This window comes from Cohnella herbarum (assembly GCF_012849095.1).
In the GTDB taxonomy this organism is placed as follows: Bacteria; Bacillota; Bacilli; order Paenibacillales; family Paenibacillaceae; genus Cohnella; species Cohnella herbarum.
In genome coordinates this window covers 7,384,778-7,404,720 of sequence record NZ_CP051680.1, presented here as the reverse complement: position 1 = coordinate 7,404,720, position 19,943 = coordinate 7,384,778, and the positions used below count along the sequence as shown (strand labels likewise).

The 19,943-nt window shown below is 49.7% G+C and carries 16 protein-coding genes; 3 read left to right on the top strand and 13 right to left on the bottom strand.

The window, feature by feature from the left end; translation table 11 throughout:
- Window positions 1–74: 74 nt before the first annotated feature.
- Genes HH215_RS31030 through HH215_RS31020 form a run of 3 tightly spaced genes read right to left on the bottom strand, consistent with a single transcriptional unit; the run spans window position 75 to window position 1,797 of the window.
- Window positions 75–224 carry a hypothetical protein gene (locus HH215_RS31030; RefSeq protein ID WP_169283420.1) on the bottom strand — a complete coding sequence of 50 codons (150 nt, stop codon included), beginning with the start codon at window positions 222–224 and terminating at the stop codon, window positions 75–77.
- Window positions 225–268: 44 nt separating this feature from the next.
- Complete coding sequence (locus HH215_RS31025; RefSeq protein ID WP_169283419.1) at window positions 269–1,330, bottom strand: LCP family glycopolymer transferase; 1,062 nt, start codon at window positions 1,328–1,330, stop codon at window positions 269–271.
- A gap of 20 nt (window positions 1,331–1,350) precedes the next feature.
- Complete coding sequence (locus HH215_RS31020) at window positions 1,351–1,797, bottom strand: PilZ domain-containing protein (protein WP_169283418.1); 447 nt, start codon at window positions 1,795–1,797, stop codon at window positions 1,351–1,353.
- Window positions 1,798–2,051: 254 nt separating this feature from the next.
- Between HH215_RS31020 and HH215_RS31015 the strand changes: the two genes are divergently transcribed.
- Window positions 2,052–2,423, top strand: coding sequence for a helix-turn-helix domain-containing protein (locus HH215_RS31015; RefSeq protein WP_169283417.1), 372 nt, complete (start codon window positions 2,052–2,054; stop codon window positions 2,421–2,423).
- Window positions 2,424–2,890: 467 nt separating this feature from the next.
- Here the strand turns inward: HH215_RS31015 and HH215_RS31010 are convergent, their stop codons facing one another.
- From HH215_RS31010 to gltB, 5 genes are all read right to left on the bottom strand, one after another.
- A complete protein-coding gene (locus HH215_RS31010) occupies window positions 2,891–3,256 on the bottom strand; it encodes a LytTR family DNA-binding domain-containing protein (protein WP_169283416.1) in 366 nt (121 codons plus the stop codon).
- 69 nt (window positions 3,257–3,325) lie between these two features.
- A complete protein-coding gene (locus tag HH215_RS31005; protein WP_169283415.1) occupies window positions 3,326–3,454 on the bottom strand; it encodes a cyclic lactone autoinducer peptide in 129 nt (42 codons plus the stop codon).
- A 6-nt stretch (window positions 3,455–3,460) separates the two neighbouring features.
- A complete protein-coding gene (locus HH215_RS31000; protein WP_169283414.1) occupies window positions 3,461–3,979 on the bottom strand; it encodes an accessory gene regulator ArgB-like protein in 519 nt (172 codons plus the stop codon).
- Window positions 3,980–3,981: 2 nt separating this feature from the next.
- Entirely contained in the window at window positions 3,982–4,626 is a 645-nt protein-coding gene (locus tag HH215_RS30995) for a hypothetical protein (RefSeq protein WP_169283413.1), read from the bottom strand.
- 202 nt (window positions 4,627–4,828) lie between these two features.
- On the bottom strand, window positions 4,829–9,433 hold the full coding sequence (gltB, locus tag HH215_RS30990; protein ID WP_174887647.1) for a glutamate synthase large subunit: 4,605 nt from the start codon (window positions 9,431–9,433) through the stop codon (window positions 4,829–4,831).
- Between the two features lie 289 nt (window positions 9,434–9,722).
- On the opposite strand from gltB, the gene HH215_RS30985 reads away from it, so the two are divergent.
- Window positions 9,723–11,006 carry a stalk domain-containing protein gene (locus tag HH215_RS30985; protein WP_169283412.1) on the top strand — a complete coding sequence of 428 codons (1,284 nt, stop codon included), beginning with the start codon at window positions 9,723–9,725 and terminating at the stop codon, window positions 11,004–11,006.
- A 355-nt stretch (window positions 11,007–11,361) separates the two neighbouring features.
- Here HH215_RS30985 and HH215_RS30980 read toward each other — a convergent pair whose 3' ends face one another.
- From HH215_RS30980 to kapB, 3 genes are all read right to left on the bottom strand, one after another.
- Window positions 11,362–11,547: a YjfB family protein gene (locus HH215_RS30980; protein ID WP_169283411.1), complete on the bottom strand. Its 186-nt coding sequence runs from the start codon at window positions 11,545–11,547 to the stop codon at window positions 11,362–11,364.
- 13 nt (window positions 11,548–11,560) lie between these two features.
- Window positions 11,561–13,840, bottom strand: a complete 2,280-nt coding sequence (locus HH215_RS30975) for an Ig-like domain-containing protein (RefSeq protein WP_169283410.1) — start codon at window positions 13,838–13,840, stop codon at window positions 11,561–11,563.
- A gap of 186 nt (window positions 13,841–14,026) precedes the next feature.
- Window positions 14,027–14,407 carry a sporulation phosphorelay system protein KapB gene (gene kapB / locus HH215_RS30970; protein WP_169283409.1) on the bottom strand — a complete coding sequence of 127 codons (381 nt, stop codon included), beginning with the start codon at window positions 14,405–14,407 and terminating at the stop codon, window positions 14,027–14,029.
- A gap of 102 nt (window positions 14,408–14,509) precedes the next feature.
- On the opposite strand from kapB, the gene HH215_RS30965 reads away from it, so the two are divergent.
- Window positions 14,510–15,625: an MGDG synthase family glycosyltransferase gene (locus HH215_RS30965; RefSeq protein ID WP_169283408.1), complete on the top strand. Its 1,116-nt coding sequence runs from the start codon at window positions 14,510–14,512 to the stop codon at window positions 15,623–15,625.
- Window positions 15,626–15,683: 58 nt separating this feature from the next.
- On the opposite strand, the gene HH215_RS30960 is transcribed toward HH215_RS30965, so the two are convergent.
- Together HH215_RS30960 and HH215_RS30955 are read right to left on the bottom strand one after the other, a co-directional pair.
- Window positions 15,684–16,463, bottom strand: a complete 780-nt coding sequence (locus tag HH215_RS30960) for a helix-turn-helix domain-containing protein (protein WP_169283407.1) — start codon at window positions 16,461–16,463, stop codon at window positions 15,684–15,686.
- 467 nt (window positions 16,464–16,930) lie between these two features.
- Window positions 16,931–19,918 carry a glycoside hydrolase family 9 protein gene (locus tag HH215_RS30955; protein ID WP_169283406.1) on the bottom strand — a complete coding sequence of 996 codons (2,988 nt, stop codon included), beginning with the start codon at window positions 19,916–19,918 and terminating at the stop codon, window positions 16,931–16,933.
- Window positions 19,919–19,943 lie beyond the last annotated feature (25 nt).

Below are 19,943 nucleotides of genomic sequence, written 5' to 3'. Positions count from 1 at the left end.
TCCGACATTAGGATGCATACAGGACAATTATACCAATAGCAAGTCGGAAAACCGAATTTTTAGGTAAATTTTATTTAAACAGACCTGGTAGCGATCTCGCAATGCACGCAGCAACCGAGTGGATAGAGCACGCGATAGTACCCGGTTCGGAATAATAACCCTGCCTGCTCCATCGTTTTCAACTGCTCGCATTTCACGCAATAGAATAAGACCGAGTGTTCCATAATTGCCTCCTCGTTTTCCTATTTATAGTCCATATGTCATCCGATTAAGGCGAGATAAGGAGATTGAGCATTGTCGCTTGAATTTTTTGCCTCTCTTCGGGCGTAACGGTATAATAATAGATCCCGTTAATCATCGTGCCTCTGCCCTGAACGGAGATCGTTTCCACGTTCGTAATCGAAGGGCGATACTTCAAAGCAAGATCGATCATATTTTGCGAAGTCAGATTCGTTCGAACATATTCGGATAGATGGGATAACACGCGCGGAAGTTTGGTGATCGAATTTACGCTAACTACCCGGTCTACCGCATCGGACAACACTTGTCTCTGCCGTTGCGTTCGGCCGAAATCCCCTTGAGGATCCTGCTTGCGCATACGGCTATAAGCCAACGCTTCCGCTCCGTCTAAATGTTGAGCCCCCAGCGGAAAAGAATTACCCTCGTAATCGAAAGCTCTTGGATTGTCCACATCCACGCCGCCTACCGTGTCTACGATGTTGACGAGACCTTCCATGTTCGTTTTCATATAGAAAGCGATCGGCACTCCGAACAACCGTTCGACCGCCTCGACCGCCAGCGAGGTGCCGCCGAAAGCGTACGAATGATTGATTTTGTCGTACTTGCCCGAGTTGGGCATAAGAGCCCTCGTATCCCGCGGAATGGAAATGGCGATCGCGGAACCTGTCTTAGGTTGAATGGCGAGCAAGATCATCGTATCGCTCCGACCGCGATCTCCCGCCCTCTCATCCACTCCGAGCAACAACATGCTGAAGGGATCTTCATTCCTCAAGTTCGGGCGTCGAAGCTTCTCTGCCGTCTCTTCATCTAATCCATCCGCCGAACCCTGTTTGTTATCCGGCTTCGCTTCCTCGACCAGCGGCGTCGTATCGGCAGGAATTACGGAGTTTCGCTCAAGAGCTTCTGCTTTTTGCGGAGGCTTCTCCGATTCGAATTCAGGTTTCACCCATTTGACGGAAGGAAGAGGTTCATACATCGCGTCCATCGTATGCTGCATGGAATACCATAGGTAACCACCACTCAGTAAGGCGATAACAAGTAACGACAATAAGGAATAGATAGCTATTCTGATCCACAACGCCCGTTTCAATTGCGTTTCCCCTTCCCGCCTTACGAAGTAACGTCCAATTTTTTGAACTGCCCGTCGCTGCCCCGATCGATAATTTTCTTATATAAGGTATGGATATGCGGACTCGACACAAGCACCAGACGCATATACTCGTGTAACCTAAACTGAAAGGCTTGCCTATCCAATCCGGACATTACCCATCTCGTTCCATATCGAAATAAGCCGTCTTGATCGCCGGTGTGCACGACAACGACTCTTGCTTTCACCGTATAGTGGCCCAGTTGCAGCTTTAACAACCACTGTATGTCCTCCCTTACGGGAATGAGCAAACTCGTCGTGAATCGGCAACCTCCGACGCTTATATTATCGAGTAACACTCGTTGCGAACGGCTTCTCGTCTCCCTATCCCCAACGCACCATAGAGAGATATCCGCGATTAACGGAGCCGTTAACTTAAAACGAATATGCTCCCGCCGATTTTCTTGCATTTCCTCCTCCATCACATCACCAAACCCATTCACCCAGATACGTTATGTATCTAATAATTGAGTTTAATGTACGATACATATTGTAACATGTCAAGGAAAAACTTCGTTTTCGTGCTACGTTTACGTGTTTATTTAGGTCATAAAGTGGTTATTACTATATAATCGCCAAAATGATGCGACGTTTTGTCGCAAATAATGCAATTGTTTGATCAACATATTATGATGAAATCAAAGACCAGCTTGGGAGGGATCTAATGAATATCGGCAGTCGTCTCGCTTTTCTAAGAGACCAACGCGGTTTGACTCAAGAAGAGCTTGCTTCTTCTCTTGGCATTTCACGTGCGGCATTATCCCACTACGAGAAAAACCGCAGAGAGCCGGATACGGAAACACTGGGGAAGGTCGCCGACTTATTCCAGGTTTCGATAGACTATTTGGTCGGAAGAACCTCTCAAACCAACATCGCCTTAGATCCTGAAGTCCGCCAATTTTCCGATGAACTGGAACTTGCCGACGATCAATTATTGGACAACTTCTCGCTAACCATCGATGGCAGGAAGTTAACGGCCGAAGAAGCACGCAGGTTCATCGCCTTTGTCCGCGCGGAACGTAACATGAGCAATTAAAAGATTAGAAAAAACCTCAGCTGGGTACCCGGTTATGCGACCATTGGGTTCCAGATGAGGTTTTTATTTATGTACTTTATGTAAGCGGTTGGTCTAAGATTTAGTTATGGTTGACCGGAGTTTTATATTCCTCTGGCCATCTGTCCTTCTGTATTCCTAACTGCTCCAGAATCTTGCGGATGTCAATTTCCAACGGTTGTTTGCTTTCATTGTTACCCATCGGCATTTCCCTCACCATCTCCGCTCCCAAACCCTCTCTACGATTCCGGTATTGAAACACTAATGTTAGTATAGGATATAGGTCTTGCGGAGGGTGTCGAGCAGTGGGACCCAAATCGTAAAAAATACTCGGAACTTTTGTCGAATAGCCCCCTTTCCCCACGAAAAATACATATTTTGTTATTAATGGAGACGCAAGAGCAGAAAAGCGTATCGGCAATAAAAAAACCTGCCCTAGATGGACAAGTTCATTTGAGATTCCGCTCGATCCAAGTCAATATCATATCCTTAAGTTTGCCTATATTCATAAAAGCTACGATAGCGCTTTGACTGTTCGAATTGCTTTGATCGTCAAAAAAGACTAATCCACGTTTCTCGTCAAATGCTTTGACCTTCTTCATGTTTACAAGATTCGTACGATCCAGCTTAAGAAAGCCGATTGACTCCGATTGCTTGGCATACATGCTTAGTGACGGAACGAGCGGGTAAACCCTGCCCTCGGGCGTATGAAATACGATCGCTCCATCTTCTGTCTGGATATATAATACATCTGCCATATCCATCATGATGACTTCACCTTCGTTGTTCCTATCCCTTGTGACAGGCTGATTCATGAACTCCACTCCACATAAGATTCCTCGCGTATCAGACTGCCGGACGAAAGTCCGGCAGCCGTGAAACGTTTACTGCTTCAACAATTCGGCAGGTACCTCTGGACGGTGACCTACCGCGCCCATGCAGGCAGTCGTAACAAATAAAGTAGCTGCCATGCCTAAAGCTGTGGCCAGAAACGTAAATAACCTTCTGTTCATCTTATCTCACCTCCTTTTATAGGGAACTAGCGTTAGCGTTACTATGAACCATGAGAGCGCTAGTATTTCGGATTGAAATATCAAATTGGAGAAAACCATCGCCACTGCGATATACTTCATCAGGGTCAATCTCTTATCCGAAAGCGTGGAATGATTTTTAAAATCGACCGGGGCATACTTCCACACGACTACACCGCTAATCACTGTAAAAACAAATACAAAAGGTAAAGTCAGCGGTACAAAGGGAACTAAAGTAACGGCGGCCGATGAAACGAGTATGCACATCACCGGTGATTTCAAATGATGTCCTCCGGCCAAGTACCGCAAGATCGCGATTACTGCCAGCGCCAAGCAAGTCTCTGAGAACTTGCCGTCAATAAGTCCAATAATCAAGCTTAAAATAACAGTTACTACATTTGTCATAATCGATATTAACGCGTATTTCATCACTTCCTTGCTGACATGACGGCGCTCATTGTGCTCGTATACGTAATTGCTAATCCTTTCGGAAAAAGCCTCAATCATCTCTACAGCTCCTTTCTAAAGGCTAAAAATACTAACAAAATAAAGGATAAGAACAAAAAAGTACTAAGCGTACTGTACAAAAAATTATAATTAATAAAAATGTATGCCACACCGGATATGAACAAACAAGCAACGATACAAATCGCTAGTAATAATAAATTGACCCCTTTCAATACGACTTTAACGGAACGATCCGGTACGAATGAAAATCCGATCCTTTTCTTCGATAGCCATATAGCAAAACAAATCGTAATGATTGAACCTGCGACTTGTATCAATTTTACATTCACTAGGCTGCCGGTAATTTCATCCATTGAATATCCGATTTGCAGCAACAATATGATTACGGCTTGAATCGTGAGATAGCTTAAGTAGCTTGTTACTACCATTAACAAGGCATAGAATAATTGAATTCGAAATACCAACCATGCAAATATTATGAACCATATCAACATGACTAAAGGCGTAACGCTATCTAAATGGAAAACAAACCGTAATAAATATGACGATTGGGCCATAACGGTACCCGCAATTAGGGCATGAGTCAAATATCCTTTCAAAGAAAACCGAAATGTCGTTAACATCAAAACGATTATTGCAACAACCTCAAAAATGTTCACTGAAACATCTAGCAAAAATTGAGACATTTTGTGCCTCCTGCTTCATGTATGTACTCGCTTTCATTTTACACCTAAATTTACCATAAAGAAAGAATTTTAATAGTTTTGGATTAAAATCCATCTCTAGCATTCTTTGTTTTTCTCCATGGACTTTCACGTTATGACAAAAAAACGCCGATAGAGGCGTTGAACGCTTCTATCGGCGTAAAGGGTACAAATGCTATTCGGTTTAGTTGCCGCCTACGCGGGACAAATCCCGCATATTCGCTTCGAAGGCAGCTAACAAAGCCTGTTCTCCGCTAAGTCCCTGAGCTTGCACCTTGGCGATTTGCTCCATCATCCGTTTGTAGTCTTTCGGGATGATTTTAACGAATTTGCCAACGATGTTGTTCCAATCCTCCAGCACTCTACGCCCGAGGTCGCTATTCGTGTACTGAACATGGTTACCGATCATCGCGCGAACTTCGGCGATTTCCGCTTCTACCTCAAGGGATTCCAACCCGACCATCTCGAAATTGCAACGATTGACGAACTTCCCGTCCCAATCGATCACGTAAGCGATACCGCCGGACATTCCCGCGGCGAAGTTGCGACCGGTCTTGCCCAGCACGACTACGCGTCCCCCCGTCATATATTCGCAGCCGTGGTCTCCGACGCCTTCGACGACGACGTTAACGCCGCTGTTGCGCACCGCGAACCTCTCACCCGCAGCGCCGCGAATATAAGCTTCGCCGCTCGTCGCGCCATAGAGCGCCGTATTGCCGATAATGACGTTATCTTCGGCTTTGAACGTGGATAACGGGGACGGATAGATTGCGATCTTCCCGCCCGATAACCCTTTGCCGACGTAATCGTTCGAATCGCCTTCGAGCGTTAACGTCATTCCCTTAGGCATGAACGCGCCGAAGCTCTGACCCGCAGTGCCGACGAAATGGAACTGGATCGTATCCGCGGGCAGACCGTCTTTGCCGTAGCGGTTCGTCACTTCCGAACCGACGATCGTTCCGACGACCCGATTCGTATTCTTGATCGGGAACGTCCCCTTGACCGCTTGGCCCCTCTCCAATGCCGGAGCCGCCGCAGCGAGCAACGCTTGCATATCGAGCGACTCTTCCAGCAAGTGATCTTGGGACTTGGCATTGAACCGGAACGAGCCTTCCGGCAATTCCGGCATATGAAGCAACGGCGTCAGGTCGATGCCTTGCGTCTTGTAGTGTTTAACCGCAAGCTTCGTATCCAAGCGATCTACCCGTCCGATCATCTCTTCGACGGTACGGAAGCCGAGTTGCGCCATGATCTCGCGGAATTCCTGCGCGATGAATTTCATGAAATGAACGGCATGGTCCGGATCGCCCATGAACTTCTTGCGAAGCTCGGGGTTTTGCGTCGCGACGCCGACCGGGCATGTATCCAATTGACAGACGCGCATCATGATGCAGCCAAGCACGACGAGCGGCGCCGTCGAAAAGCCGTATTCTTCGGCGCCTAGCAACGCGGCGATCGCGATATCGCGGCCCGTCATCATTTTACCGTCGGTTTCGACGACGACGCGGTCGCGCAGGTTGTTCAAGATCAGCGTTTGGTGCGTCTCCGCAAGACCCAGCTCCCACGGCAAGCCCGCATGGCGGATCGAACCGATCGGGGAAGCCCCCGTGCCTCCGTCGTACCCGCTGACGAGGATAACGTCGGCGCGGCCTTTGGCAACGCCCGCCGCTATCGTTCCTACGCCCACTTCGGAAACGAGCTTCACGTTAATACGAGCGCGCGGATTCGCGTTCTTCAAGTCGTGAATCAATTCAGCGAGATCCTCGATCGAATAGATATCGTGATGCGGCGGCGGCGAGATCAGACCGACCCCCGGCGTCGTTCCGCGCACTTCGGCTACCCATGGATACACCTTGCGTCCCATAAGCTGTCCGCCTTCGCCCGGCTTTGCCCCTTGCGCCATCTTGATCTGAATCTCTTCCGCGTTGGAGAGGTAATAGCTCGTTACGCCGAAGCGGCCCGATGCGACTTGTTTGATCGCGCTGCGACGGGAATCGCCGTTCGCATCCGGAACGTAACGCGCCGGATCTTCCCCGCCTTCGCCGGAATTAGACTTCCCGCCGATTCTGTTCATCGCGATCGCAAGCGATTCATGAGCCTCTTTGCTGATCGACCCGAACGACATCGCGCCGGTTTTGAACCTTTTGAAGATCGATTCGATCGGTTCGACCTCTTCGATCGGAACCGGCGGTTGGTCGAAGTTGAATTGCAACAACGAACGAAGCGTACGGGCTTGCTCGTATTCGCCTTGGACAAGCGCCGAATACTTTTTATACGTATCATAGTTGCCCGTACGGGTAGCCATTTGGAGCGTATGGATCGTCTGCGGGTTAAACAGATGATCCTCTCCGCCTTTGCGCCATTGATAATCTCCGCCGGAATCCAGCTCCCGCTCGGCTCCCTCTTGCGTAGTGAACGCGCGAAGATGCGCGGACAACGTTTCTTGCGTAATGACGTCGAAGCCTACGCCTTCGATGCGGGAAGCGGTTCCCGTGAAATACTGATCGATGACTTCCGAATTCAAGCCGACCGCTTCGAAGATTTGCGCTCCGCGGTAAGACTGGATCGTGGAAATCCCCATCTTGGACAATACCTTAACGACGCCTTTGGTTGCGGCTTTAATATAGTTCTTAACGGCTTTCTCGTGCGAAATATTGCGCATCATGCCTTGGCGGATCAGGTCGTCGAGCGTCTCGAACGCCAGATAAGGATTCACCGCGCTTACGCCGTAACCGAGAAGCAACGCGAAATGATGCACCTCGCGCGGCTCGCCGGATTCGAGCAGGATGCTCACCTTCGTCCGGGTACCTTGACGGATCAAATGATGATGCAGCGTCGATACCGCAAGTAAGGAAGGAATCGCCGCATTGTCCGCATCGATGCCTTTGTCGGATAGAATCAGAATGTTGTGTCCTTTGGAAATCAAACGATCGGCCGCTTCGCATAACAGCTTCAGCGCATCGCGCAAACCTTGCTCCCCGTCTTGGACCGAGAAGAAAATCGGCAGCGTGATCGATTTGAATCCCGGACGGTGAACGTGCCGCAGCTTCGCGAACTCTTCGTTCGATAGGAAAGGCGTATATAGACGGATATGACGGCTGCTCTCCGGCTCCGGATTAAGCAGATTCCGCTCGGGTCCGACCGTCGTATAAGTCGAAGTGACGATTTCCTCGCGGATCGCATCGATCGGCGGGTTCGTGACTTGCGCGAACAATTGCTTGAAATAGTTGAACAACCGTTGAGGCTTCTCGGACAGAACCGCAAGCGGGGAATCGTATCCCATCGACGCTAGCGGCTCGACGCCGGTCAGAGCCATCGGCTCCATCACTTTGCGAATATCTTCGAACGAATAGCCGAATGCTTGCTGACGCAGTTGAACCGTATCGTGATCCGGCTCGGGCAGCTCCGCCGCATCCGGGAGATCTTCCAGATCGACGAGATGATCGTTCAGCCATTCGCGATAAGGATGCTCCGTTACGATCGAACGTTTGACCTCTTCATCGGAGATGATGCGTCCCTCTTTCGTATCGACGAGCAAAATACGGCCCGGGCGCAAACGATCCTTGAGGACGATATCCTCTTGCGGAATATCGACGACTCCGGCTTCGGACGCCAGGACGATCAGATCGTCTTTCGTCACGTAGTAACGGGCGGGACGCAAGCCGTTCCGGTCCAAGATCGCGCCGATTTGCACGCCGTCCGTAAATCCGACCGCGGCCGGACCGTCCCAGGGTTCCATCAAGCAAGCATGGTATTCGTAGAACGCTCTTTTTTCCTCGTCCATATGTTCGTCGTTTTGCCATGGTTCCGGTACCATCATCATCGCGGCATGCGCCATGGAACGTCCGGACAAGTACATGAACTCGAACGTATTATCGAACATCGCCGTATCGGAACCGTCCGGAGCGATAACCGGTTTGACCTTTGCGAGGTCGTCGCCGAACAGCTCGGAATCGAACAGAGTCTGGCGGGCATGCATCCAGTTGATATTGCCCCGTAACGTGTTGATTTCGCCGTTGTGAATCAAATAGTTGAACGGATGCGCTCTTTCCCAGCTTGGGAACGTGTTCGTGCTGAACCGGGAGTGGACAAGCGCCATTGCCGTTTCCAATTCGGGAGCGTGAAGCTCGGGATAGAAAAGTCCGACCTGCTCCGTCGTGAGCATTCCTTTATAGACGATTTTCTTGCTCGAGAAGCTTGGAAAATAAAACATATCCGCGCCTTCGATGCCCGAGTAGCGAATCGCTTGCTCCGAACGCTTGCGAATGACGTACAGCTTGCGTTCGAACGCCATATCGCTGGCCAACGCGGCCGAGCGTGCGATGAACGCTTGACGAACGAAAGGCTTGACCTTCTTCGAGGATTTACCAAGCGACTCATCGTTCGTCGGAACCGTACGCCAACCCAGCAGGGTTTGTCCTTCTTCGGCGATAATCGACTCGAAGATCGATTCGTGATTGCGACGAACCGATTCTTCTTGCGGTAGGAATACCATTCCGACCGCATATTGGCCTTCTTCAGGCAAAGTAAACCCTAGCTTCGCCGTTTCCGCTTGGAAGAAGCGATGCGGGATTTGCAACAAGATCCCCGCTCCGTCGCCGGTGCTCGGTTCGCTGCCTTGGCCGCCGCGATGCTCCATGTTGAAGAGCAGCGTTAACGCCTGTTCTACGATTTCATGCGACTTCCGTCCTTTGATATGCGCGACAAATCCCATGCCGCATGCGTCTTTCTCGAACTGCGGGTCGTACATCCCCTGTTTGACAGGCAGACCTTTACGCATCTCTATCATATATATCAACCTTTCTATTCGCAGTATTGGAAAATAAGCAATAACGGCTTCAAATCCCATCCCAAATGACCTAGAATATAATTTACTGGAGGGAAGGTACGGAAGACCGGGGATTTTGTGATAAGATGACGTGGACTAGTCGCGGCGACAATTCATATTTATTCAATGAATGATATATTATTTTACCATCGCCGCGAAATGAATGACAATTTAATATTTTTATGAAGTCGATAACCTTTGTTATGTGCCTACCACGAAAGATGAAGAAAAAAGGAGGAATTTGTCGCTTATGAAATTCAAATCGCGCAAACCGTTTACCGCCCTCATCGCTTCTTTACTTGCTTTATCGGTTGTCCCTTCCGTCTCAGCCGCGGACAACGCGGCCGCGGTATCCAAAGATGCTTACCGAATCGTAGCCCTCGGAGACTCGCTCAGCGTCGGATTCGAACCGTTGCCCGAGATTATCAACCAAACTTCCGCACCCTATGGCTACGTCGACCGACTGTTCGATCAATCCCTGTTTCGCGATCGATCGGAAATGGCTAATTACGCGATATTGGGATTAACGACTAAGGGACTGAACAATCTGCTTCAAGGCGCCGCCGATCAATCGAAGCTGACTTCCGCGGATTTGCAAGATTTCTCTTCGTTCGCCGCAGGAGTCGCCCAGCAAGCGGATCAAGTTGCCGCTAAAACGCCAGAGCTCGCCGCCGATCTCGGCATGGCGGATCTTGTCGTATTGACGATTGGCGGAAATGATTTTACAGCCATTATTAACGACGCCAAAGACAAACCAATAGAATCCGCACGTCAAATTATACAGGACAGCTTCTTGAAAACAATGAATAATTATACGGAAGATTTAGATAAAATGATGACTATTTTGCACGAACTTGCACCAAATGCACAAATCGTTGTCGCGGACCAATACCTTCCTTTGTTTAAGGGTCATGAATTGTATCCAGACCTGTTGCAAGTTGCTAAGAAGCTGACTACTGAATTAGATACTTTCGCCAATGGACTGAGCAAAAAAGGAATCCCCTTGAAGATCGCTCATGTCTCGGAGAAATTCGTCGGCAACGAAGCTTCATATACCTACTTCAACATGATGGAGAATTTCGATATACACCCGAAACAAGCCGGTTATGAAGCCATGGCGCAAGCTTTCTCGCAAACGATATGGGGGGAATATCTTAAACCGGCTCCTCGAGCTGCCGATGTACCGCTATCCGTAGTGATTAACGGGAAAGAGATCCCGAGCAAACCCGTTACGGTAAACAATACGACGTTCCTTGCCTTGAGGGACGTCGCTAACGCGGTCAAAGCGGATCTCAAATGGACGCAGAAAACGAAAACCGCCGTATTCACGAAAGACGGCCGCGAAGTCGTCATTACTATAGGCTCCAAGACGATCCTTATCAACGGAGTAACGAAACCCTTAGATCATCCTGCCTATTTCCAACAAGATGGAAAGACGCAGAAAACTTATGTACCTTTGGCCGTCATTAGCGAAGGATTGGATTTCCAAGTCGTTTTCCGCAAGAAGCTGATGACCGCTTTTATTAATTTGTAAAGCACACGCATTTCCGGTCGCCTAAGAACATCGAGCATGTTTTCTTAATAACGGAAGGATTTTCCGTTATTTCATCGCAAATATGATTTCTCACAGGGATAACGGCAGAATTTTCCGCTATTGATCCAATTTTGCTTCGAAATCATTAAAAATCTTCGAATAACGGAAATAATTTCCGCTACGAGTATGGAACCAACGGGCAACGAGGAATATAACGGAACGATTTGCCGCTATTACTGACAACGCAGCGACCTGAGTCATAGCCAATTTCTTCATTCTTGAGATTAGCATGCCCAAATTAAGCAAAATAAAGGGCTCCATCGGATATCGATGAGAGCCCTTTTATTTTGCACGATTACACTTTAATATCAATGCTTTGGCCTAGGTGAGGCTGCACGCTTTGCTCCATTAACTGGACCATCTGTTGCCCTTGTTGCTTTGCGATATCTAGCGATTTATCTAACACAGCGACACCAACTTGATTTTTCAACGATCCGATTGCAGATGAACTGACACCTTGAGCTAGGCTGCTAATATCCACGTTTCACACCCCTTTACTTGACCGAGACGCGAATCGTAACCGATTTGCCGCCGAATGTACCTTTAATCGTTGCGCTTCCCTTGCTGATAACGGATATTCTACCGTCGGATACAGTCGCTACCGCAGCTTTGGAGCTTACCCAAGTCGCTTGAGTCGTGACGTTGGCGGTTTTTCCGTTTTCGTATAATGCCGTTAGCTCTACGCTATGCTGCGCGCCTGCTACGGTGGCAAACGAAGTATTTGAAGCCGTCAGTTTCGATAATTTTGCCGTGACGACATAAGGGACCTCCAAGCTTTTTCCTTGAACCGTAGCCGTCAGCTTACCGCTTCCTTCCTCAACGCCTTTAACGGAAGAGCCTTTGACGGTAACATGCTCTTCGGACGAAGGATGCCAATCGATTCTCGATCCGAGACTTACCTTTTTGCCGCTTTTCGTCGTTCCGGTCACTTTGACCGTTTGCGACCTCTTCAGGGTCGTGCTGATTTTCTTAGGCTCAATAGCGAAAGAAATAAATTCTTCTTCAACCGTTACTTTGATTTTTACCGTCTGATTCAGATAAGTTCCGGTTAAAGTCGCGGTCGTAGCGAGCAGTCCCTTTAGCTTGGTCGACGTCACCAATAGCTTAGGCGTCGAGGATTTCCAGACAATTTTATCCGAGATCGGATCTTCAGATCCATCCTCGTAGATGAGCTGAACTTTCGGCAGCTCGACTTCTTTGCCGATGACTACGCTTATCGTTTCTTCCGAAGGAATTAGCGCAAGAATTTTTTTATGGACGTTCACGGTAATGGTGTCCGTGATGTCCGGCGTACCAGAAGCGCCTTCCAACGTCGCGCTAAGAGTGACCGTACCGGCTTTCAGCGCTTTCAACTTCCCATCCTCAATCTTAACGATACTCGTATCGCTCGAAGTCCATTCCACGAACTTGCCGATATCTTTCGTATCTCCCGCTACCGTTTTCCCGTTAACTGCAGGCAGCGTTGCCGTATCTTCAACGAACACGTCGAGCGAATCTTTCTCGATCTCAACCGTCGTGATCGTAGGGGACACCGTAATCGATATCGTTTTGGATAATCCAAGATATGAAGCGGTAATCTGAGCGGTACCTGTGCCTTTCGGAACTACGTACACTCTTTTCGTATTTGAATCTTTCTCGATAACGGCTACCGCTTGATCAGCGTCGGAAATTTTCCATTCTGCTAAATCCGTCACAGGCTTGTTAAGCTCTTTACCGCTGCTCGCCGAAGCTGTAAGTTCTACCTTTGCACCGTATAGAGTAACGTTAATCGTTTTTTCAGGCGTTATTTTCAGCGCTTCGAATTCCGTTCTTACGATGACGGTCACGGAATCCGTTGAACCGAATCGTTTGGCGGATATCACTGCCGTACCTGCGCCAACCGCCGTCATTAGCCCTTTCTCGCTTATTTTAGCGACTGCGGAATTACTGCTTGTCCAAGTGGTGTCATTCGTAATATCAACAGGTCCTGATGCACCTGATTTATAGACTGCCTTGGCTTTCAATTGTCTATCATTGCTAGCACCTATCGTAATGTCGATCGGGCTGGAAATTTCCTGATCCGAGTTGTTATTAATTTCAATCTTTTCGTAAGGAGATTTAACCGTTAGGACGATGGAATCCGATTTCCCTTTGCTCTTGACCGTGATGGTTGTTTCGCCAGCTGTCAAAAGTTTAACGACGCCCTTACTGACTGTAGCGACATTCGAATTAGAGCTTGTCCATACCGCGGTATCCGTGAGCGTATCGATTGCCGAGTCGCTTTTCGTTCCGGTTGCGACAAACGTCAGATCCGGACCCAAATTGACATCCTGTTTGTCCGGAGCATCCACGGAATCGATCTTCAACTTAACGTCATTGTAATAATATTGCGAAGAAACGGAGTAGGTATCCGTTTTATCCTTATATCTTGCCGTTATTGTAGCCGAAGATACGACTCCCGTCGCAGTTACGACGCCTTTTGCTACTTTAATCAATGATGAAGTAGATGACCATGTTGCTTCATCCGTTACATTGCGATTTGTAGTCCCACTTCCCCCACTAATATCAGCAGTCGCGAACAAGATAATCGAATTATCGTCGACGTATACTATATTCGAACTAGATTGAGGATCGATATGTACGCCAGTAACAACCTCATCCGCCGCAGAAGCAACCCCGCCGAACGTACTGCCGATTAATGCAAGAACCAGAATCATCGAGAGAATACGATTATAAATGTAGCTGGGACGGGACGACAGTTCTGGATGCTTCTCTGTTTTACTCCACATTTTCATTTTAAGCGGATCCTCCATTGCCAATTATTCATTTTGAACACTCTTCCTTTATAACGGCTTCTAAATCAAGATCCTGAAGATAAAATCCAAAAAACTCTTTTTTCTGACACAAAAAAACCGCGACTTAGGTCCGAGAGACTAAGGCGCGGTCGAATTTCGCAATTTATTCGGTACTTTGGTAACGGCTTACATTCCGTAATCTTTCCGCAAGATGTCCAGCTTCTCCAAACAAAGCTCCGACCACCGCTTCAGACGGTCAATCCGTTCCGTCTCGCTAGCAAGCGCCGACAGCAGCGATTGCCGATACTCGGGCACCGTTCCCTTGTACGGTTGCGCCGTTTGCGCGGGCACCCACACCTTCTCCGTATAGGATAGCGCCCTGCGTTCGTGGAACATAGCCGCATCCGGATCGTAGGAGCTATGCAGGTCTCCCTGCGTCGGATGCTGAAGCACAGCTAGCACCTTCACCAATACTCGGCGATCGTCCCGATCGAAAATCTCTCCGACATATTCCCCCGTTTTATAAGAAATTTTAACAATATCCAGCAAAACATCAGGTTCACCCATCGTTATCCATTCCTCCTTAGCGTTATTCTTATTATCGTACCACTTGTTCCGAGCCCCTCTTCGGCGTAATATGGAAGTAGGAAAAGTGGAGGATTATTTCTTATGCGTAAAAAACGAGTTCTGCTGCTTTCCGAAGGTTTCGGAACGGGACACACCCAAGCCGCGTACGCCCTAGCGGTTGGATTGCGTCAACTTTCTCCGCGAATCCAGACGCGCGTCATTGAGCTGGGAACCTTTCTAAATCCTATTATAGGCCCAATGATCCTGTCTGCCTACCGCAAAACCGTCAGCAAACAGCCCAAGCTAGTCGGGAAAATGTACCGAAGCGGCTATCATAAATCATTAAACCGCATGACGCAATTCGCGTTGCATCGGTTATTTTACAATCAAGTAGCCGATGTCGTCCGACAGCTCAAGCCGGATTCCATCGTCTGCACCCACCCCATTCCAAACGCCGTCGTCAGCCGCTTAAAAAGGCTCGGTTTGGATGTCCCTTTGTATACGCTGATTACGGATTACGATGCGCATGCGACTTGGACCAATCCCGAGGTGAATACGTACTTGGTCAGTACCCCGGCCGTTCGGAACAAATTGATCGCTCGCGGAGTCCCTCCTACATCGATCGAAGTGACGGGTATTCCCGTTCATCCTAACTTCTGGCATCCGCACGACAGAGCGGAGATCCTTAATCAGTTTCATCTCAAGGACATGCCGACTGTCCTCATTATGGGCGGCGGCTGGGGGCTCTTATACGGTGAAGAGCTCGTGGAATACATGGCCGCCTACGCCGACCGGATACAGCTTATCCTTTGCATGGGCAATAACGATAAGGCTAAAGAGAAGCTTCTGGCGGATTCCCGATTCCAACATCCGAACGTTCACGTCATCGGATATACGAAAGAAATCAGCAAGCTGATGGACGTATCCGATCTGCTCGTGACCAAACCCGGCGGAATGACTTGCACGGAAGGAATGGCGAAAGGAATTCCGATGCTGTTCTACGAGCCGATCCCCGGTCAAGAGGAAGAGAATGCCGAATATTTCGTTACTCACGGGTTCGGAGAATTGATGAAGAACACCGAAACGATCGACCGTTGGTTTCGATTGATTCAAGAGCCGTACGCCGCTTACCAGCACCGGGATACGTTGATGGCTTTACGCAACGCGGAATACCATCCCGCCAAGTGCTCGGAAGCTGTACTTGCTTTAATGGAATAATCCGAGAATCCAAACAGACACCCTCTTACCGACGTTCGGTGGAGGGTGTCTGTTTGGGTTACTTACCGCGCACAATCGCCAATTTATGGTGGGAAGTTTTTTTACGATACTGCTGCGGCGTATAACCGGTCTTTTTTTTGAATGTGCGCGTGAAATGGGACAGGTTGTAGTACCCGAGATGATTCATGATGTAGCCGATTTTTAATTCCGATTGCGACAGCATCTCTTTCGCGCTCTCTATACGCTTCTGCACGATGTATTCGGACAACGACCACCCGGTCTTCTTGCGAAAAAATCTGGACAGATAAGCGGGATGAAAATGAACGAATTGAGCGATATCCTCTCGCGTCAAGTCTTCAAGAAGGTGATCTTCGATATAGTTGAGAATTTGATGAAGGACGGAATCTTCGGAAGGGTTCGCTTGCCGCATGCGCAAGAACAGATCGAAATCGGTAGACTGCGACTCTATTGCGGGAGGGATAGTCGAAACCTCTTGCGGCTTTTCCTGAGGGAGCTCGCGCATGGGAACGGTATTTCCGATTCCAATATCGACATCTGCGTATAAAAACGTTTTAGCGAACTTCCGCAATTCGCGGCAGCGCTGTTCAATCCCGGATAAGAGTTGAGTTTGCGTGGGCAAATCGAACAAGAGTACCGCGGTACCATGGCGGATTCGCATCGTCACCCCCGACAACGGATGCCGGATCATTTCATCGGATACATTGCACAAGGCATATTCCAATAGGTTGCGTTCACGATCGGTTAAGGGGATGTTCCATCTACGAACCGAAATCTGAATGGGTAATACCCAAGTATCTACCGATAGTGGAGTGTTCATCAATTCACTCCTTCGCATTCAAAGTCCCTTCAAGTCGCCTGTCGAACGAATTCTAACTACCCTTTTGCGGATGGCTCTTCTTCAACATGGAATGGGTATCCCCTCCTTTTGCCCCTAGGCTGATGCATGGACTATTGAAACAAAGATGAATACGTCAAAAACACCAGAATCCTGATTTCTGATGTTCATTCGGCAATAACAGCACGATTATAGTCATTATCATCAAGACGAAGCCCCTGTGCCGCAATAAGCACTCATTGTTTCGGTGAATTAGTTTGCCGTAGTTTTGTCTGTAGATTTATTGTACAGGAGTACGTTTAGGATGGTCTATCTACTGAGATGACTAACTTAGCACTTTTGTGACTTCTCGCTAATTATTCCAGGATATTCATGTAAAAAGGGACTACCCCCTAAGGTCGAAAAACTTGACCTGAGCGGATAATCCCTATATTCCTACCGTCGATCCGTTAAGGTTCGATACCCCATGTTAGCGTACCATTAACGTACACAGTCACCTTGCTCCAGTCCGTATAAGCCGTCTTCGTCGGATCGTAAGAATAATCGCCCGTTTCATTGAAATTCGTCCAATCCGCCTTCGCCATTCTTAGCTGGATGTCGCCCGTCTGACCATTCGGCGCTATAGAGCCTGCGCCCGCCGCGAACGACAGCTCGACGTACGTATCCGCTCCCGTTGCCGTCACGCTGCCGAACGCGGTTTGAATGTTCGCGCCGCCGACTTGAGCCCAATCGATCCATGCGTTCACCGCCGCGGTTCCGTCCTTCGTGAAGTAATAGCGTACCTTCACGTTGCTAAGGCTGACTGCGGTCGTACCGGTATTTTTAATGTTCAAATGCGGTTTAATCTGATTGTCCGTCGCGTTCGTATCTCCTGCTTTGTACTGCGCGACCAAGCTGCCAGCCGGCGGTAATTGCGGAGTTGCGCTCGCTTGCGCCGAATTCGCGCTCTCGCCGACCGCATTCGACGCGCTAACGACATAATAGTAAGTCGTACCGTTCGTCAGCCCCGTGTTCGTATAGCTTGTCGCCGTTAAGCCCGTCGCGACTGCCGAATACGGTCCGCCGCTTGTCGTCGCCCGTTTCACCGTATAGCTCGTAGCACCGTTTACCGCGCCCCAGCTAACCGTGGCTTGCGCGTTGCCCGCCGCTGCCGCAACCCCGGCCGGCGCGCCTGGAAGCGATGGAGCCTGCGGCGTTGCGCTGACCTGGGCAGAATTGACGCTTTCACCAACCGCGTTCACCGCGCTGACGACGTAATAATACGTCGTACCGTTCGTCAAAGCCGTATTCGTGAAGCTAGTTCCGGTTACGGCAGTCGCTACCGTCGCGTACGGCCCCCCTGTCGTTGCGGCCCGTTTCACGTTGTAGCTCGTCGCACCAGCCGAAGCCGCCCAAGTCAGCGTAGCTTGAGCGTTGCCGGCGGATGCGGTCACGCCCGCCGGAGCTGCCGGAACCGTCGGCACGACCGGACCGGGCGTGTTGCCGAACACTTTCGTGCCGTTGTCATAGACCGGAATATAAGTCGTTTTGACGGGAGTACCGCTCGTTAATCCTTGAGCGGAATAATCGTTGTTCGGATTCCAGAACGTCGTGCCTGCGGGTGCTGCTAAACGGAACTGGATTTCCTTCTTATAATGCGGTTGTCCGCCCGGATAAATTTTCGTACCGGTGAAATCCACCGTAACGTAATAGATGTGATTGGTCGCATCGTGCGCGGTCAGTGCCGATACGGTCGCCCCCTGGTTGTAGTTGGTGCTGACCGTAACGTTGCTAGCGGTATAACCGGCCGCGTAAACTTCGGACAAGTCGACGTAATAGCGGAAGGACAGCTTGTCGCCCATCCGCGCCGGCCATCCCGAGCGATTGTTCAGAAGCGCTTTAATTTCCGTATAGGTAGTACCAGTGCTGTTAAACGACGCTTCGACGAACATCTCGTCTTCCGGCACCGTAACCGGTGCAGGGAAATTCGCCAGCGGCTGCTGCCCGGCTCCGTACTCCAGCTTCATTTTCGCAAGCACGCCTGTAAATGCCGCATTGTAGTCGGTCGCCACTTCGTTGCTGACGTAGTCGCCGATTGAATCCGTATAGGCATCGCTGCTATTAGGACCTCCGACGAGCGCTCCGTAGAGCACATGACGATGGGCCGTTGGAACCGTCTGGCTATCCGCCCATGAACCGTGGGATGTCCGATGATGCGGGCTTTTCGGAGAATTGGTGCCGAAGCCGATGACGTAGCTGCTATTGCGCGGGTTGTCTCCAAGGACGTATAGCGCTTGATTTGTCGCGAAGTTTTTGTATTTCGTTTTTTTGGCGGCGTCCGTCACCCAATCGGAATACACGAATGCCAGGAATGAAGCGTTCATCGAATACCGCAAGGAGCCCCATGTATCCAACCACGCTAGTCCGCCCGGCGAATACGTAATTTTCTCGCCCGTTCCGGCAACGCCGGTCGTCCAATAGTCCAGATTGCGCTCCGTCGAAGTAATGAAGGCCGGATCGTTCGTAATGCGAGCCAACAGCAATTGGGCGCCATAATGCTTGTCGTCCCATGCGTGAGTCCATTTATAGCCCCAATGAGCCGTTTGTCCTTCTTTGCCCCAATTCGCCGAGGCGGCGATCGCTTTCGTCAAGTAAGCACTGTCGTTCGTCGCCAAATAAAGCCACGCCGCCCCCCAGGACAGTTCATCCCAATAGCCGGAATAAGAATTGTAAAACGATGCCGCATCCGTTACGCAGTCGCTATACTTGCCCCGATACGTGTCGCCGAACGAATATAGCTGCTTCGCGTGCTCGAGAAGCGTTGCGGCGTAAGTCGGATCGGTTTCCGCGAATACGATCGAAGACGCCGCCAACGTCGCCGCGGTTTCTCCCGCCACATCGGAGCCGGGACAAGTCGCGGAGATTTTGTAGGAAGGTCTGTTCATCTGCATCACTTCGGCAGGTCCCCACCAGGCATGATCCGTTCCGCCTTGCCCGATCTGAACGTAAAGCTCGTTCGGAGCGGTGTGCGCTTTAATAAAATAGTCGGTCGCCCATTTCAAGTTGTCCAGCATTTCCTCGTACTGCCCCGATTGCTTGAAGCCATCCTCGTATTCGTAGATCGACCAGGCCAACATTGTCGCGGTGGAAGCCATAGGCAAGCCGAATTTAACGTGATCTCCGGCATCGTACCAACCGCCGGTCAAATCCTTGCCGACGTCCGCTCCGTCGGTCATGCCCGAATCTCCCCTCCACTGCACGCGATTGTTCGCCGGCAAATCGCCGGAACGCTGCGCTTCATAGAAGTAGATCGACTTCTGCAACGCTTCGGCGTAGTTATACGAGCTTACCCCTGCGCTTGCTTGCCGAGACCCGATTATCCCCGTTCCGGTTACGACGGTTAAACCGAGCGTTGCGGCCATAGTCAAGTTAAGAGACTTTCTCCAAATCTTCTTCATCTTGAAATCCCTCCTTCAATATGAC

What these genes read in the sequence shown, in the direction of transcription:
- HH215_RS31030 (WP_169283420.1), bottom strand. Translation starts at nt 224, where the DNA reads ATGGAACACTCGGTCTTATTCTATTGCGTGAAATGCGAGCAGTTGAAA.
- HH215_RS31020 (WP_169283418.1), bottom strand. Translation starts at nt 1,797, where the DNA reads ATGCAAGAAAATCGGCGGGAGCATATTCGTTTTAAGTTAACGGCTCCG.
- HH215_RS31015 (WP_169283417.1), top strand. Translation starts at nt 2,052, where the DNA reads ATGAATATCGGCAGTCGTCTCGCTTTTCTAAGAGACCAACGCGGTTTG.
- HH215_RS31010 (WP_169283416.1), bottom strand. Translation starts at nt 3,256, where the DNA reads ATGAATCAGCCTGTCACAAGGGATAGGAACAACGAAGGTGAAGTCATC.
- HH215_RS31005 (WP_169283415.1), bottom strand. Translation starts at nt 3,454, where the DNA reads ATGAACAGAAGGTTATTTACGTTTCTGGCCACAGCTTTAGGCATGGCA.
- HH215_RS31000 (WP_169283414.1), bottom strand. Translation starts at nt 3,979, where the DNA reads ATGATTGAGGCTTTTTCCGAAAGGATTAGCAATTACGTATACGAGCAC.
- HH215_RS30995 (WP_169283413.1), bottom strand. Translation starts at nt 4,626, where the DNA reads ATGTCTCAATTTTTGCTAGATGTTTCAGTGAACATTTTTGAGGTTGTT.
- gltB (WP_174887647.1), bottom strand. Translation starts at nt 9,433, where the DNA reads ATGATAGAGATGCGTAAAGGTCTGCCTGTCAAACAGGGGATGTACGAC.
- HH215_RS30985 (WP_169283412.1), top strand. Translation starts at nt 9,723, where the DNA reads ATGAAATTCAAATCGCGCAAACCGTTTACCGCCCTCATCGCTTCTTTA.
- HH215_RS30975 (WP_169283410.1), bottom strand. Translation starts at nt 13,840, where the DNA reads ATGAAAATGTGGAGTAAAACAGAGAAGCATCCAGAACTGTCGTCCCGT.
- kapB (WP_169283409.1), bottom strand. Translation starts at nt 14,407, where the DNA reads ATGGGTGAACCTGATGTTTTGCTGGATATTGTTAAAATTTCTTATAAA.
- HH215_RS30965 (WP_169283408.1), top strand. Translation starts at nt 14,510, where the DNA reads ATGCGTAAAAAACGAGTTCTGCTGCTTTCCGAAGGTTTCGGAACGGGA.
- HH215_RS30960 (WP_169283407.1), bottom strand. Translation starts at nt 16,463, where the DNA reads ATGAACACTCCACTATCGGTAGATACTTGGGTATTACCCATTCAGATT.
- HH215_RS30955 (WP_169283406.1), bottom strand. Translation starts at nt 19,918, where the DNA reads ATGAAGAAGATTTGGAGAAAGTCTCTTAACTTGACTATGGCCGCAACG.